General features: G+C 65.8%; 13 protein-coding genes. 3 read left to right on the forward strand and 10 right to left on the reverse strand.

Features of this window, described 5'->3' with window-relative positions; translation table 11 throughout:
- Nucleotides 1-68: 68 nt before the first annotated feature.
- A complete protein-coding gene (locus tag ACFX4F_RS15445) occupies nt 69-2,183 on the reverse strand; it encodes a TonB-dependent receptor domain-containing protein (protein ID WP_099819431.1) in 2,115 nt (704 codons plus the stop codon).
- Nucleotides 2,184-2,353: 170 nt separating this feature from the next.
- On the opposite strand from ACFX4F_RS15445, the gene ACFX4F_RS15450 reads away from it, so the two are divergent.
- The 3 genes from ACFX4F_RS15450 (at nt 2,354) to ACFX4F_RS15460 (ending at nt 5,668) form a co-directional block, all read left to right on the forward strand.
- Nucleotides 2,354-3,556, forward strand: coding sequence for an amino acid aminotransferase (locus ACFX4F_RS15450; protein ID WP_099819430.1), 1,203 nt, complete (start codon nt 2,354-2,356; stop codon nt 3,554-3,556).
- A gap of 276 nt (nt 3,557-3,832) precedes the next feature.
- Nucleotides 3,833-4,849: a class 1 fructose-bisphosphatase gene (locus tag ACFX4F_RS15455; protein ID WP_099819429.1), complete on the forward strand. Its 1,017-nt coding sequence runs from the start codon at nt 3,833-3,835 to the stop codon at nt 4,847-4,849.
- Nucleotides 4,850-4,957: 108 nt separating this feature from the next.
- Nucleotides 4,958-5,668 carry a 2OG-Fe(II) oxygenase gene (locus ACFX4F_RS15460; RefSeq protein WP_099819428.1) on the forward strand — a complete coding sequence of 237 codons (711 nt, stop codon included), beginning with the start codon at nt 4,958-4,960 and terminating at the stop codon, nt 5,666-5,668.
- 30 nt (nt 5,669-5,698) lie between these two features.
- On the opposite strand, the gene ACFX4F_RS15465 is transcribed toward ACFX4F_RS15460, so the two are convergent.
- The 9 genes from ACFX4F_RS15465 to ACFX4F_RS15505 all read right to left on the reverse strand — a co-directional run bounded on the left by ACFX4F_RS15465 (nt 5,699) and on the right by ACFX4F_RS15505 (nt 13,611).
- Nucleotides 5,699-6,811 (reverse strand): PA0069 family radical SAM protein, encoded by a 1,113-nt coding sequence (locus ACFX4F_RS15465; RefSeq protein ID WP_380656808.1) that lies wholly within the window; start codon nt 6,809-6,811, stop codon nt 5,699-5,701.
- Between the two features lie 302 nt (nt 6,812-7,113).
- Nucleotides 7,114-7,857, reverse strand: a complete 744-nt coding sequence (locus ACFX4F_RS15470; RefSeq protein ID WP_375068685.1) for a pyridoxine 5'-phosphate synthase — start codon at nt 7,855-7,857, stop codon at nt 7,114-7,116.
- Between the two features lie 9 nt (nt 7,858-7,866).
- Nucleotides 7,867-8,127: a hypothetical protein gene (locus ACFX4F_RS15475; RefSeq protein WP_346586187.1), complete on the reverse strand. Its 261-nt coding sequence runs from the start codon at nt 8,125-8,127 to the stop codon at nt 7,867-7,869.
- A gap of 40 nt (nt 8,128-8,167) precedes the next feature.
- On the reverse strand, nt 8,168-9,628 hold the full coding sequence (gene cls / locus ACFX4F_RS15480; RefSeq protein WP_099819424.1) for a cardiolipin synthase: 1,461 nt from the start codon (nt 9,626-9,628) through the stop codon (nt 8,168-8,170).
- A gap of 228 nt (nt 9,629-9,856) precedes the next feature.
- The gene (locus tag ACFX4F_RS15485; protein WP_004132666.1) at nt 9,857-10,270 is read right to left on the reverse strand and encodes a biopolymer transporter ExbD; all 414 of its coding nucleotides are present in this window, start codon (nt 10,268-10,270) and stop codon (nt 9,857-9,859) included.
- A gap of 3 nt (nt 10,271-10,273) precedes the next feature.
- Nucleotides 10,274-10,699: a biopolymer transporter ExbD gene (locus ACFX4F_RS15490; protein WP_012509603.1), complete on the reverse strand. Its 426-nt coding sequence runs from the start codon at nt 10,697-10,699 to the stop codon at nt 10,274-10,276.
- 56 nt (nt 10,700-10,755) lie between these two features.
- A complete protein-coding gene (gene exbB / locus ACFX4F_RS15495) occupies nt 10,756-11,517 on the reverse strand; it encodes a TonB-system energizer ExbB (RefSeq protein ID WP_025875552.1) in 762 nt (253 codons plus the stop codon).
- 94 nt (nt 11,518-11,611) lie between these two features.
- Nucleotides 11,612-12,169, reverse strand: a complete 558-nt coding sequence (locus ACFX4F_RS15500; protein WP_207761024.1) for an energy transducer TonB — start codon at nt 12,167-12,169, stop codon at nt 11,612-11,614.
- A gap of 254 nt (nt 12,170-12,423) precedes the next feature.
- Nucleotides 12,424-13,611: a lipopolysaccharide assembly protein LapB gene (locus ACFX4F_RS15505; protein ID WP_099819422.1), complete on the reverse strand. Its 1,188-nt coding sequence runs from the start codon at nt 13,609-13,611 to the stop codon at nt 12,424-12,426.
- Nucleotides 13,612-13,689: the final 78 nt, after the last annotated feature.

Here is a 13,689-nt window from a genome sequence, read left to right on the forward strand (position 1 = left end):
GCCGGCCGCTGGCCGGCAACCTTGACTCCTGCACGGAGCGATGCCGGCCAGCGGCCGGCACTACCGCTTCAGCGCCATGACCACTGCAGGCCGACGCTGGCGCGGCGGTCCGGCCCGGGCTCAAAGAACCGGCCGTTGCCGTCATTGACGATCACCGAGCCGATATAGCGCTGGTCCAGCACGTTGTCGATACGCGCGAATGCGCGCAGGTCACCGGACTGCAGCGTCCAGCTGCGGCCGGCTTCCAGGTTCAGCAGCGCGTATCCCGGCGCGCGCTCGGTGGCGATGTCGTTCACCACCACGTCGCTGCTGGCCGCAGCTTCCAGCGCCCACTGCCAGTCCCCCGGCGACCACTGCAGGCGGGCATGCGCCTGCTGCCGGGGCACGCCGGGCAGGCGGCTGCCGGCGGCAACCACGGTGTCGGGCACGGCGCAGTTGCTGGCCGCACAGGCCAGGTAGGGCGAGCGCACCTGCGCCTGCAGCCAGGTCCAGGCCAGCTGCAGCTCCAGCTGCTCGGCCAGCGGCTGCCGGTACTGCAGCTCCACACCCTGGCGGCGGGTGCGGCCGATGTTGCGGTACGTGCTGCGACCGTTGGTGTTGCTGGCAACGGCCAGCTCATCGTCGGTATCTGCGCGGAACACGCTGACATCGAGCTGCCTTCCATCCTGCGCATGCCACTTGCTGCCCACTTCCAGGCTGCGGCTGCGGGCAGCCGCCAGATCCAGCGCCAGCCCGGCCTGGCCATCGGCGCGGTAGCCCAGTTCATTGAACGTCGGGGTTTCAAATCCACGGCCCACGGCCGCGTGCAGACGCCACTGCGGGCTTGCCTCGAAGCTGACACCCGCCACCGGCGTGGTGGCCTGGTAGCGGCGGCGGCCGCTGTCGTCCGGGTTGCGCCCGACGATGTAGCGATCATCCGATTCGAAGCGCACCGTGCTGTGGCGGACTCCGGCGAGCAGCGACCAGCGCGGGCTCCATTGCCACCACGCCTGCGCGAACTGGTCCACGTTCTGCACGATGTCGATCTGGTCGCGGCGCAGGCGCCCGCGTACCCCCACGGTGCTGCCGATGAAGTTCTCGTAGCCAGTGCGGTGCTGGCGTTGGCGATCGGCATTCACGCCCACCACCAGATCCAGCGGGCGCCCCCACAGATCGCCGTTCCAGCCCCAGCGCGCGTCCAGCCCGCCGTAGCCGCCATCCAGGTCGATCACACCACCGGCGTGCAATGGGTTGGCCTGCGGTCCCGGCGGAATCGGCAGGTACTGGGTCACCGCGCGCTGCCCGGCGTAGCCCATCAGCTGCCAGCGTTGCGCGCCGGCTTCCCGGGTCCAGCGCAGGCCGGCCTGCTGCTGGCGAACCGATTTGCGGGTGTTGTACTGGTGGGCCACCGCCGTGGCTTGGCGCGGGTCGGCCGCCACCTGCGCGCGGGTCAGCCCCAGCGGGTCCTGCGCGTTCGGCGCGTGCAGCGCGTTGAGCAGCAGTTCCAGGCGGCCGCCAGCGAGCTCGGTGCCCAGCCGCGCGTTCAACGATTCGCGGCGCGCACGGCTATGGTCACGCCAGCCATCGGTACTGAAATGGTTGGCGGCCACGTTGTAATCGATGCCCTTGCCTGCCCCACGCAGCTGCGCGCCGACGCTGAGCGTGTTGTCGGCACCGGCATTCACCCGCAGCCGCCACGGGTCACCGGCCTGGCCCTGCGCGCTCCACACCTGCAGCACGCCCCCGGACGAGTTGCCGTACAGCGCGGAGAACGGCCCACGCAGCACCTCGATGCGCTCGGCACCGAGCAGGCTGGCGTGCGACAGCTGGCCCTGGCCGTCGGGCATGGTCGCCGGCACCCCATCAATCAGCACCCGCACCCCGCGCACGCCAAAGGTCGAACGGGCGCCGAAGCCACGGATCGACAGCTGGGTGTCCTGCGCGAAGTTCTGCCGGTCGCGGGCCAGCAGGCCCGGCACCCCGCCCAGCGCCTCGGACAGCTGCGTATTGGGGCCGCTACGGTCGGCATCGATCCACACCGTATCCAGGCTGGCGGGCAGGGCGAAGGGATCCACGCCCGGCACCCGCACGGCCTGCACCTGCACCGCCGGCAGTGCGGTGGGCGAGGGCGCGGCCGCCACCGAAAAAGGCGACAGCAGCAGGGCGGACAGCGGCAGGCAATGACGTCGTGCAGCGGAATTCATGATTCAGGTTATGGCTCGAGCGGCAACGCACGCCATGGTACGGGCAGGCGGATGACGATGGCGGCGGCCAGCCCCGGCAGGCTTTGTTACGATGGGCTGTTTCCGGCCGAAAAGCCGCAAGCCGCGTGGCGCAATTCCTCCCCCTTTCCGTCTACCGAACGAGTACCGCCGTGTCCTTCTTTGCAAACGTGGAACTGGTCCCAGGCGACCCGATCCTGGGCCTGACCGAGGCGTACAACGCCGACAGCCGCCCGACCAAGGTCAACCTGGGTGTGGGCATCTACTACGACGAGAGCGGCCGCATTCCGCTGCTGCGCGCCGTCAAGCAGATCGAGCAGCAGCTCGCCAACGAAGCCAAACCGCGCGGCTACCTGCCGATCGATGGCCTGCCGGCATACACCCAGGCTACCCGTGAGCTGGTGTTCGGCAAGGATTCGCCGCTGCTGGCCGCCGGCCGCGTCACCACCGCACAGACCGTCGGTGGCAGCGGTGCGCTGCGCGTCGGCGCCGACGTGCTGAAGAAGCTGCTGCCGCACGCCACCGTCGCGCTGAGCAACCCGAGCTGGGAAAACCACCGCGCCGTGTTCAGCGCCGCTGGTTTCGAGGTGGTCGATTACACCTACTTCGACCCGACCACCCATGGCGTGAACTTCGACGGCCTGCTGACCGACCTGGGCAAGCTGGAAGCGGGCACCGTGGTGCTGCTGCACGCCTGCTGCCACAACCCCACCGGCGCCGACCTCACCGTCAGCCAGTGGAAGCAGGTCGCGCAGCTGCTGAAGGATCGCCAGCTGTTCCCCTTCATCGACATGGCCTACCAGGGCTTCGACAAGGGCATCGAGCAGGACGGCGCCGCCGTGCGCATCATCGCCGAGGCCGGCATCGACAGCTTCATCGTCGCCAACTCGTACTCCAAGTCGTTCTCGCTGTATGGCGAGCGCGTGGGTGCGCTGTCGATGGTGGCGCCGACCGCCGCTGACGCCAAGGCCGTGCAGTCGCAGGTCAAGCGCGTGATCCGCACGATCTACTCCAGCCCGTCCACGCACGGTGCTGCACTGGTTGCCGGCGTGCTGACCAACCCGGAACTGCGCGCGATGTGGGAGCAGGAACTGACCGAGATGCGCGAGCGCATCCACGCCCTGCGCCAGGGCCTGGTCGAGAAGCTGGCCGCCGCCGGTGCCCCGCAGTTCGGCTTCATCAACGAACAGGCGGGCATGTTCTCGTACTCCGGCCTGAGCCGCGAACAGGTCGAGCGCCTGCGCGACGAGTTCGGCATCTACGCCGTGGGCACCGGCCGCATCTGCGTGGCCGCGCTGAACCAGAACAACCTGGAATACGTCGCCAAGGCCGTGGCCACCGTCGCCAAGGGCTGAAGCACCCCTCCAGTGGTTTGAAAACAAAGGCGCCGCAAGGCGCCTTTGTTTTTGGGTCCTGGTTTCGCCAAGGGTTGCTGTAGAGCCGAGCCTGCGCTCGGCTTGCGCGGCGTGACGGACGAAGAGCAGCCGAGCGCGGGCTCGGCTCTACAGAAGCAGAGCGCCCCGCTTCTGCAGCGCAACGCATCTGGAAACGATTACGCCTTCCCCGCTCACCCACGCGCAAGTCAGACCAGCGACAATAGGTGTTTTCCCGTTGCCGAGACCTGCCCGCCCATGTCCCGTACCTCGTTGACCCGCTTCCTGATCCAGCAGCAGCACGCCGGCCGCATCAACGCCGACCTGCGCCAGCTGATCGCGGTCGTCGCCCGCGCCTGCACCAGCATCTCCATCGCCGTCAGCAAGGGCGCCCTCGGTGGCGTGCTCGGCGAGGCCGGCACCGGCAACGTGCAGGGCGAAGCGCAGAAGAAGCTGGATGTCATCAGCAACGAGATCCTGCTGGAAGCCAACGCCTGGGGCGGTCACCTTGCTGCCTGCGCATCGGAGGAAATGGACCACAGCCAGCCGGTGCCTGACATCTACCCGCGCGGCGATTTCCTGCTGCTGTTCGATCCCCTCGATGGCAGCTCCAACATCGACGTCAACGTCTCCGTCGGCACCATCTTCTCGGTGCTGCGTTGCCCGACCAACGTCGAACTGCCTGGCGATGACGCCTTCCTGCAGCCGGGCAGCAAGCAGATCGCCGCCGGCTACTGCATCTACGGGCCCAGCACGCAGCTGGTGCTGACCGTCGGCCACGGTACCCACGCCTTCACCCTCGACCGCGAAACCGGCGAGTTCCTGCTGACCACCGAGAACATGCAGATTCCGGCGGCCACCCAGGAGTTCGCCATCAACATGTCCAACCAGCGCCACTGGGAAGCGCCGATGCAGGCCTATGTGGAAGATCTGCTGGCCGGCAAGGAAGGCCCGCGCGGCAAGAACTTCAACATGCGCTGGATCGCCAGCATGGTCGCCGACGTGCATCGCATCCTGACCCGCGGCGGCATCTTCATCTACCCGTGGGACAAGAAGGAACCGGGCAAGGCCGGCAAGCTGCGCCTGATGTACGAAGCCAACCCGATGGGCCTGCTGGTGGAGCAGGCGGGCGGTGCGGCCTGGACCGGTCGCGAGCGCATCACCGACCTGCAACCCGACCAGCTGCACCAGCGCGTGCCGGTGTTCCTCGGTTCGCGCGAAGAGGTTGCCGAGGCCGTGCGTTATCACCAGGAGCATGACGCGAAAAGCGTCTGACCGCGGCCATCCCTACAGCGGTCATGGCAGATTGATGACATGACCGCAGGGTGACAGCAGCAGTGGCAAACGGCACCATCAAGCCCTTGCCGTCGAAGGAATGCACGCATGCACGAGCCGCGCCCTGTCGATTTCATCGAGGTCATCCACAACGCCGTCCCCAACGACGTATGCGGTGCGATCGTCGCCCGCATGCGTGCAAGCCAGGGCCTGAAACCCGGTGCGGTGGGCAGCGGTGTGTTCCCGGAACTCAAGCACAGCAAGGATCTGCGGATCAGCGGCGTGGAGGGCTGGCAGGATGTGGACCAGCAGCTGCAACAGGCGGTTTTTGCCGGTCTGCAGACTTATCTACGCCGTTATCCACAGGCATTGATCGCGCCGCTGATGTTGCAGATCCAGGACAGCAACGGCCAGCCGCGACGCCTGTCGGCCGAGGATTTTCCCGACATGGCGCCGGAGCAGCTGGCGGATCTGGCGCGCACCTGCCTGCGCCCGGGTGCGATCAACCTGCAGTGGTACGCAGCGGGCGAGGGCGGTTACCCGTACTGGCACTGCGAGCTGTACCCGAAGGACGCGCAGGCCGAGACCCTGCACCGGCATGTGCTGTGGACGCTGTACCTCAACGACGACTTCGACGAAGGCGAAACCGAGTTCCTGTTCCAGGGGCGGAAGATCGCACCGCGCACCGGCAGTCTGTTGATTGCGCCGACCGCGTTCACCCATACCCATCGCGGGAATCGGCCACAGGGTGGCGACAAGTTCATCGCCACCAGCTGGATCCTGTTCCAGAGTGCGCAGAAGTTGTTCGGTGGCGGCTGACCAGTTGCACCGCGCTGTGACCGCCGCTGCCTAGAACAGACTGCCCTGCGGCGTGTCCACCTTCGGCGGCAACGGTTTCTCGAAGCGGCTGCAATCCAGCTTCGGCCAGTGGCTGTTCTGCGCATTGAAGCCCAACCGCTTGCGCGCCAGCTTGAAGCGGCTGTTCAACAGCTCCGCATACACGCCCTGGCCGCGCATACGCGTGCCGAACTGGCTGTCGTAGTCCTTGCCGCCACGCAGCTGCTGGATGGTGCTCATCACATGCGCGGCACGATCCGGATGATGGGTATCCAGCCAATCGCGGAACAACGGTGCCACTTCCAGCGGCAGGCGCAGCAGCACGTAACCGGCGGTACTGGCGCCGGCATCGTGTGCAGCCTCCAGCACGGCTTCCAGTTCGCTGTCGTTGATCCACGGAATCACCGGCGCCACCATCACACCGACCGGGATACCGGCCTCGTGCAGGCGCTTCATCGCACGCAGCCGTGCATGCGGTGCCGACGCGCGCGGCTCCAGCTTCGCGGAGAGATGCGGGTCCAGCGAGGTCACCGAGAAATGCACGCTGACCAGGTTCTCCGCCGCCAACGGTGCAAGCAGATCGATGTCGCGCTCGACCAGAGCGTTCTTGGTGATCAGCGAGAACGGGTGTTTGGTTTCGAGCATCACCTCGATCAGCTGACGGGTCAGCTTGAACTTGCGCTCGATCGGCTGATACGCGTCGGTGTTGATGCCCAGCGCGATCGGTTGCGGCACGTAGCCCGGCTTCGACAGTTCCTTGCGCAGCAGCTGCGGCGCGTTGGTCTTGGCGAACAGCTTGGTCTCGAAGTCCAGGCCAGGCGACAGGTTCAGATAGGCATGCGAGGGGCGTGCGAAGCAGTACGAGCAGCCGTGCTCGCAGCCGCGATACGGATTCACCGATTGGCTGAAGCCGACGTCCGGGGAGTTGTTGCGGCTGATGATGCTGCGCGCGGTCTCCGCGCGTACTTCGGTGCGCAGGCGCGGGGCGAGGAACTCCTCGCTTTCGTCCACTGCCCAGCCATCGTCCACCGCCTCGCTGACGGTGCTTTCAAAACGCCCCGCAAGATGGGACGTGGAACCCCGGCCCTTGATGGCGGCCTGGGCGTTGCGAGGGGGGTGCTGCATGTTGCCCTCCGGCCGTTACGGGATATTAGTATTATTGCTAACCACAGGTGGCGCAAGCGGCCAGGATTCACGTAGCTGTAGGCGCGGAGGCGTATGGGACCGCACGTTGACCCCAGACTTGTCCACAGGGGTGCGTGGCTTGCGACCGGGCGCGCGCTATCGCCGCGGCAGGCCAGCATGGGCCACGGGTGTCTCAACAGCTGCGATGGGAAGATCGGCTACAGGGTCGAATGCCAGGCCGGAATACGGCGACCTGCCGCACGTCCTCCGGCTTCAATCTGCCGGGGAAGTCCCATGCACTGCTACAGCAGTGCCAGGTAGCCCTTCACCGTGGCATCCAGGCCGTCGTACAGCGCCTCGCCGATCAGGGCGTGGCCGATCGAGACCTCCAGCACCTCCGGCACATTGGACAGGAAGTCACGCAGGTTGTCCTGCGACAGATCGTGTCCGGCATTCACCCCCAGGCCGACGGCCTGTGCACGGCGCGCGGCGGTGGCGAACAGTTCCAGCATGGCCCGGGCGTCGCCGGCAGCATGGGCCTCGGCATACGGGCCGGTGTACAGCTCGATGCGGTCGGCACCGACCTCGGCCGCCTGTTCCAGCAGCGGGTTGCCGGCATCCACGAACAGGCTCACCCGGCAGCCCATCGCCTTCAGCTCGGCCACCAGCGGGCGCAGTCGCTGCGCGTCGCGCTCGAAGTCGAAACCATGGTCGGAGGTGATCTGGCCATCGCCATCGGGAACCAGCGTGGCCTGTGCCGGGCGCGTCTGCGCGCACAGCGGCAGCAGCCCGGGGTAACCCTCACGCGGCGGCGCGAACGGGTTGCCTTCGATGTTGAACTCGACGCCGCGCGCGCGGGTCAGCGCCGACAGTGCCAGCACGTCCTCGGCGGTGATGTGGCGGCGGTCCGGTCGCGGGTGCACGGTGATGCCATGCGCGCCTGCATCCAGGCAGGCCTGGGCGGCACGCACCACGTCCGGTTCGGCACCGCCACGCGAGTTGCGCAGGACGGCGATCTTGTTGACGTTGACGCTGAGCTGGGTCATGGAACGGGACTACGGGGAGTGGGAGGGAGGGTCGCTGCCATCGGTCGGAGTCACCTTGGCCTGTTCGCGCAGCCGCCGCAGTTCATCGCTGTCCACCAGTGTCGCCGGATCACGCTGAAGGTCGCCAAAGCGTGCCACGTAGCGACCGCGCACCCACGCCAGCAGGAAGGCGAGGGCGGCCAGCAGGGCCAGTGACATCAGCCCCATGTTCGGTGTCTTCAGGGCAAAGGCGAAGCAGCCCAGCGCCAGCAGCAGGTACAGCCAATACATTGTCAGTCTCCCCGGGCCACCGCCGCAGTGTAGCGCTGCCTCACAGCAGCGGCGAGGCCAATCGCGCGAAGGCCTCGGGCAACCGATGCAGCCACAGCGAGCGCCCTGCCTGGTCGTGTACGCGGGTGGCGCGCTCGAACTCGGACTGCAGCAACGTGGACAGTTCCGCTACCCGGCCACGATCGCTGATCATCATCGACAGCTCGAAATTCAGGCGGAAGCTGCGGTGATCGAAGTTGGCGCTGCCGACGATGCAGACATCGTCGTCGGCGATGAAGGCCTTGGTATGCAGCATGCGCGGACCGTACTCGTAGATCTTCACTCCCGCATGCAGCAGTTCGTCGAAGTACGAGCGGGCGGCCTGGGTGACGAACCAGGAGTCACTCATCTTCGGCACCAGCAGGCGCACGTCCAGGCCGCCGAGCGCCGCCGACGTCAGCGCCATCCGCGCCGCCTCGCCGGGTACGAAGTAAGGAGTCACCAGCCAGACCCGCTCACGTGCTTCCTGGATGGCGGCCACATGCAGGCGGTGGATGGTCTCCCATCCCGAATCCGGGCCAGAGACCAGCACCTGCGCGTCGATCGCGCCGTCGCCGCGCAGGGCCATGTCGCTCGGCCACAGCCGGGCGATGTCGAACCGCGAGTGGTCCTGGCCACTGGCGTACAACCAGTCCTCGGCAAACACCAACTGCAGGCTGCGCACCACGTGCCCGCGCAGGCGCATGTGCAGATCGCGATAGGCATTCGGGTTGCGACTTTCGTCTTCGTCGTCGGTGATATTGATGCCGCCGGTGAACGCCAGCCGGCCATCGACGATCACCAGCTTGCGGTGCGTGCGCAGGTTCAACCAGGGGCGTTTGAACGGCTTCAGCAGCTGCCGCGGATGGAACCAGACCACTTCCGCGCCGGCATCCAGCAGCGGCTGCAGGAAGCGCTGGCGCACGGCGGAGGAGCCTACCGCGTCCAGCAGCAGCCGTACCTGCACACCGGCACGGGCCCGTTCCAGCAAGGCGTCCCGCAACGCGGTGCCGGCGTGGTCGGGATTGAAGATGTAGTACTCCAGATGTACGTGGTCACGCGCCTGCGCCACCGCTTCCAGCAGCGCAGCGTAGGTGGCCGCACCGTCGACCAGCCAGGTCACTTCGGTGGCGGTGCTTGGCGCCAGACCCGTCGTCGCCTGCGCGATCTTGGCCAGCTCGGTGCAGTCGGCATCGGGCGGGCAGACATCGCTGTAGTGCTCCATGCCCGAACGCGCACGACCGCGTCGCAGCCGCTGCCGCTTCACCTTCTGCGGTCCCAGCAGGTAGTAGATGAAGAGGCCGAGGTAGGGCAGCAGCGCCAGCGACAGGATCCAGCTCAGCGTGGCCACCGGCTCGCGCTTCTGCAGCATGATCCAGCCGGTCAGGGCGAGCAGGTACAGCAGGTAGGCCACCGCCAGGATCGTTCCCAGGTGGGCGATGCCATCAAGCCAATGGCGCACGGAATCGAAGAGGGCGAGCATCCGCCGATCATAGCGGGGACACGCACCGGTCAGCGGCATTTGTTTCCCAAGCGCGTTCCCAGCAAGACGCATCCGCGCGTGGCGTGGATCCACGTGTCGACCAAGGTCGACACCTACCAACAGCGGCGACGTAGGGTCGGCAGACCACCACCGCGGACAAAAAAAGACGCCCCTGTTTCCAGGGGCGTCTGCAGTCGCGTCATGACTGATGTATTGCGGTGTAGCGATTTACTGCTGCACGAAGCCGATCTTCTTCATCTGAGCATTCTTCGCGGCGGCCAGAACCTTGGCCATCACGTCGTACTCCGAATCCGGGCTGGCATCGATCCGCAGTTCCGGCTGGTTGGTCGGGTCACGCTGGACCTCCTGCTCCATCCGCTGCTGCAGTTCGCTTGCGTTGATCGGGCTGTTGTTCCACGAGACCTGGTTGCTGGCGTCGATCTTCAACTCGATCGGCGGCGGCGGTTCGACCAGCTGCGGCGGTGGGTTGAGCACGCGCTGCGGCAGGTCCACGGCGATCGGGTACGTCATGATCGGCGCGGTGACGATGAAGATGATCAGCAGCACCAGCATCACGTCCACGAGGGGCGTGACGTTGATGTCTGCCATGGGGCCTTTGCCACCACCACTACTGAATGCCATGGCTTATTGCCCCTTCTCTTTGGTCGCCACGAAGCCGACGTCCAGCATGCCCTGTTCCTGCGCGATCTTGGTCATCTCATTGATGACACGCATCTTGGTGGTGCGGTCACCACGCAGGTTCAACGGCGGCTGCGGGGTCTGCTGGGCGGCGGTCGCCAAGCGCGACTCGAGGGTCTGCTTGTTGATCTCTTCGTCGTTCCAGTAGATCGAACCGTCTTCCTTGACTGCCAGGGTGATGGGACCCTTGCGGTCGTTGGTGTCGTCCGGCTTCTGGACCAGGTTGGCCTCCGGCAGATCCACCTTGACCTTGTGGGACATCAGCGGCGCCGTGATGATGAAGATGATCAGCAGCACCAGCATCACGTCCACGAGGGGCGTAACGTTGATGTCGGCCATGGGGCCGCCGCTGTTACCACTACTGAAAGCCATAACGGGCTCCGTCTAGATCTTGGTGACTACGTTCTCGCGGGTACAGCGCGTCGCAATTAGCGGACGCGCGAACCGGTGGCGAAGAAGTCGTGCAGGTCGTGCGCGAAGGTATCGAACTTGCTGATGGTCGCGCTGTTGATCTTGCTGAAGAAGTTGAAGGCGAACACGGCCGGGATCGCGACGAACAGACCGATGGCGGTCATGATCAGCGCTTCACCCACCGGGCCGGCAACGGCGTCGATCGAAGCGGAGCCGGTGGCACCGATCTTGATCAGCGCGCCGTAGATGCCCCACACGGTACCCAGCAGACCGACGAACGGAGCGGTTGCACCGACGGTAGCCAGCAGGGTCATGCCCGACTGCAGCTTGTTGCTTTCGCGGGTCACGGCCTGGCGCAGAGCGCGGTCGACGAACTCCGAACGGCTCAGGTTCTCACCCACGCCGCCGACAGCGCCGCCTTCAGCACGCTGGTGGTGCGCAGCAGCCTGGGCAGCGTCCAGTGCGATCTTCGAGAACGGCTCCGAAGCCGGCTGCTCTTCCATTGCACGGATGGCGTCCTGCGCGTTCGGGGTATCCCAGAACAGGCTGACGACGCGATCAGCGGCGCTCTTCAGGCGGGTAGCACGGAAGATGTTGATGACGGTCCAGTACCAGGACATGGCGGACATGACGACCAGGGTCAGCAGCACGACCCAGGAAACCGCGAAATCACCCGGCTTGGTGGTCATTTCGTGGATCAGATGCTCGAAGCCCATCTGCGACAGGGCGTTGGACGGATTGCCCCCGGCAGCAGCGGCGATGAAAATTTCCTGCAGCATGACGCTTACCTTTGTTGTGTGTGGTGATAAAGGGTGTAGCTAAGCTAAACAATCGAACTGGAGGCGAGGGTGGCCAAGCGGCCACCCGGGCGCATCAGTTCAGCGCAAAGTTGACCGGGACGCGGACGCGGCCAGCAGCCTTCTTACCGCCAGCTTCGGCGGCGTTGAAACGCCACTTGCGGGCAGCTTCCATCGCAGCACGGTCCAGATCGCGGTTACGGCTGGACTTTTCCACCGTGACATTGGTGACGTTGCCGTTGGCATCGACATCAATGATCAGGATCACTTCGCCCTGGATACCAGCGCGGAAGGCGGCCGGCGGGTAGCGCGGCGGATTCATGGCCTTCGACGAGATGTCCACGCTGGCCTCGATCGAGGTCGGCGGTGCCGGCGGTGCGGGCGGCGACGGCGGGGTGACGATATCGTTCGCGCGCGGTTCCGGCACGTCGACGACCGGCGCCTGCGGCGGCGGCGGGACGGGCGACGGCTTCGGCGGCGACAGATTCTTCACCGGCGGCGGCGGGGTGTCCTGCGGCGGCGGCGGCGGCGGCGGCGGTGGCGGCGGCGGCGGCGCGTCGACGATGGTCACCATGACGTTGCGCTCCTTCTCCGCCACGGCCTTGGGAGCCACGGCAGGAATCAGGAGCATCATGAAGGCGGCCAGATGCAGGGCGATTACAAACGCGATACCGACGATGCGAGGCCAGCTCAGCCCCTTGTCATCGGGTTGTTCGTACCGGTGAACGACTAGTTGTTCCGTCATGCGCCAAGAGCTCAATAGTGGGGCCGGAATCCCGGGGGCGGGATCCCTGATCAGCGGTGCATGACACCGCAGGAACCTCCAAGCTTATACCAATCCTGAGCGCTTGCGCATCAACTGGGCAGGCGTTCAGGCGTTATTCCTACTTACTTCAGGTTGATGATTTTCTTGGCATCCGCCTGGTTCTTCACGCCCTTCGCCAGCGCCTGCTGGGCGGCCTGCTTGGCCTCCGGGACACGACCTTCACTGTGCAAAACGCGTGCCAGATTCAGGTAGGTCTCACCGTCCTTGGAGAGCGGGGCGGCCTTCTGCCACGCGTCGATCGCCTGCGGCACCTGGTCGGAGTAGTAGTAGGACTGGGCCAGTGCCAGGTAGACCTGGTAATCCGGCTTCAGGATGCCCTTCTGCAACCCTTCGTTGATGACCGCGATGACGTCCTTTTCCTTGTTCTCGGTGTTGGCATAGATCGAGTACAGCTGCTTGTACTCGCGCTCTTCGGTGAGCTGACCGCTGCTGCGCAGCTTGTCCATCACCGCGGCGGCCTTCGGCATCTGGTCGGCCTGCATGTACATGTTGGCCAGGTTCAGCTGCGCTTTCTTGTCATTCGGGTTCTTGGCGGCAAGTGCTTCGGCAGCCTGCACGGCCTCACCGGTCTGGCCGGCTTCGGCCAGCGCGGCCATCAGCAGCTGGTTCCAGTTGTCCTTCGGCTCGGCAGCGCCGGCGATGGCCTGCTTCAGCACCGGGATCGCTTCCTGGTAGCGCTCCAGCTGATACAGCGCCTGGCCCTTGATGATCAGCTCTTCCGGCTTGGTCGACTTGCTCTCGGCGAAGTACTTGTCCAGGGTCGCCAGGCCTTCAGCGGTCTTGTCTTCCTGGATCTGCAGCTGGCCCAGCATCAGCATGGACTGGAAGTGGCCGTTGTTGTCCAGGCCGTTGAACTGCAGCACCTGCTTCAGGTAGGCGATGGCGGCTGCGGTGTCGTCGGTCTGGTAGGCCGCCTGGGAGGCGAGCTGCGCGGCCAGCGACTTGTCGTACTCGTTGGCGCCTTCGTTGGCCAGGATCTCGTCGGCCAGCGTGCGGGTCTCCGGGAACTTTTCCTTGTTGTAGCTGTCAATCATCTTCTGCAGCTTGCTGCCCAGCTTGGCCGACGACTTCGCTGCCGGTTCCTGGCGGGTCGCGTTCGGGAACAGCACTTCGGCCTTGGCCTGCTTGCCGCCACGGTTGCCACGCTCGGACGAACGCGAGGACTGCGCGAACGCATCGGTGACCACGGCGCCGGTCAGGGCAGTGGCGATGAGGACGGAAAGCACAGCTTTGTGGTTACGGAAAATCATCGTTCACCTCGATCGAACCGCCGGTAGCGGCAAAGTCGGACTGTCAGAAAAATCTGAGCCGCCAAACGTATCAGAAAC

This window comes from Stenotrophomonas sp. YIM B13575 (genome assembly GCF_042787595.1).
GTDB classification, from domain to species: Bacteria; Pseudomonadota; Gammaproteobacteria; order Xanthomonadales; family Xanthomonadaceae; genus Stenotrophomonas; species Stenotrophomonas lactitubi_B.

What these genes read in the sequence shown, in the direction of transcription:
- ACFX4F_RS15490 (WP_012509603.1), bottom strand. Translation starts at nt 10,699, where the DNA reads ATGGCTTTCAGTAGTGGTAACAGCGGCGGCCCCATGGCCGACATCAAC.
- ACFX4F_RS15460 (WP_099819428.1), top strand. Translation starts at nt 4,958, where the DNA reads ATGCACGAGCCGCGCCCTGTCGATTTCATCGAGGTCATCCACAACGCC.
- ACFX4F_RS15475 (WP_346586187.1), bottom strand. Translation starts at nt 8,127, where the DNA reads ATGTATTGGCTGTACCTGCTGCTGGCGCTGGGCTGCTTCGCCTTTGCC.
- ACFX4F_RS15505 (WP_099819422.1), bottom strand. Translation starts at nt 13,611, where the DNA reads ATGATTTTCCGTAACCACAAAGCTGTGCTTTCCGTCCTCATCGCCACT.
- cls (WP_099819424.1), bottom strand. Translation starts at nt 9,628, where the DNA reads ATGCTCGCCCTCTTCGATTCCGTGCGCCATTGGCTTGATGGCATCGCC.
- ACFX4F_RS15445 (WP_099819431.1), bottom strand. Translation starts at nt 2,183, where the DNA reads ATGAATTCCGCTGCACGACGTCATTGCCTGCCGCTGTCCGCCCTGCTG.
- ACFX4F_RS15465 (WP_380656808.1), bottom strand. Translation starts at nt 6,811, where the DNA reads ATGCAGCACCCCCCTCGCAACGCCCAGGCCGCCATCAAGGGCCGGGGT.
- exbB (WP_025875552.1), bottom strand. Translation starts at nt 11,517, where the DNA reads ATGCTGCAGGAAATTTTCATCGCCGCTGCTGCCGGGGGCAATCCGTCC.
- ACFX4F_RS15485 (WP_004132666.1), bottom strand. Translation starts at nt 10,270, where the DNA reads ATGGCATTCAGTAGTGGTGGTGGCAAAGGCCCCATGGCAGACATCAAC.
- ACFX4F_RS15470 (WP_375068685.1), bottom strand. Translation starts at nt 7,857, where the DNA reads ATGACCCAGCTCAGCGTCAACGTCAACAAGATCGCCGTCCTGCGCAAC.
- ACFX4F_RS15500 (WP_207761024.1), bottom strand. Translation starts at nt 12,169, where the DNA reads ATGATGCTCCTGATTCCTGCCGTGGCTCCCAAGGCCGTGGCGGAGAAG.
- ACFX4F_RS15455 (WP_099819429.1), top strand. Translation starts at nt 3,833, where the DNA reads ATGTCCCGTACCTCGTTGACCCGCTTCCTGATCCAGCAGCAGCACGCC.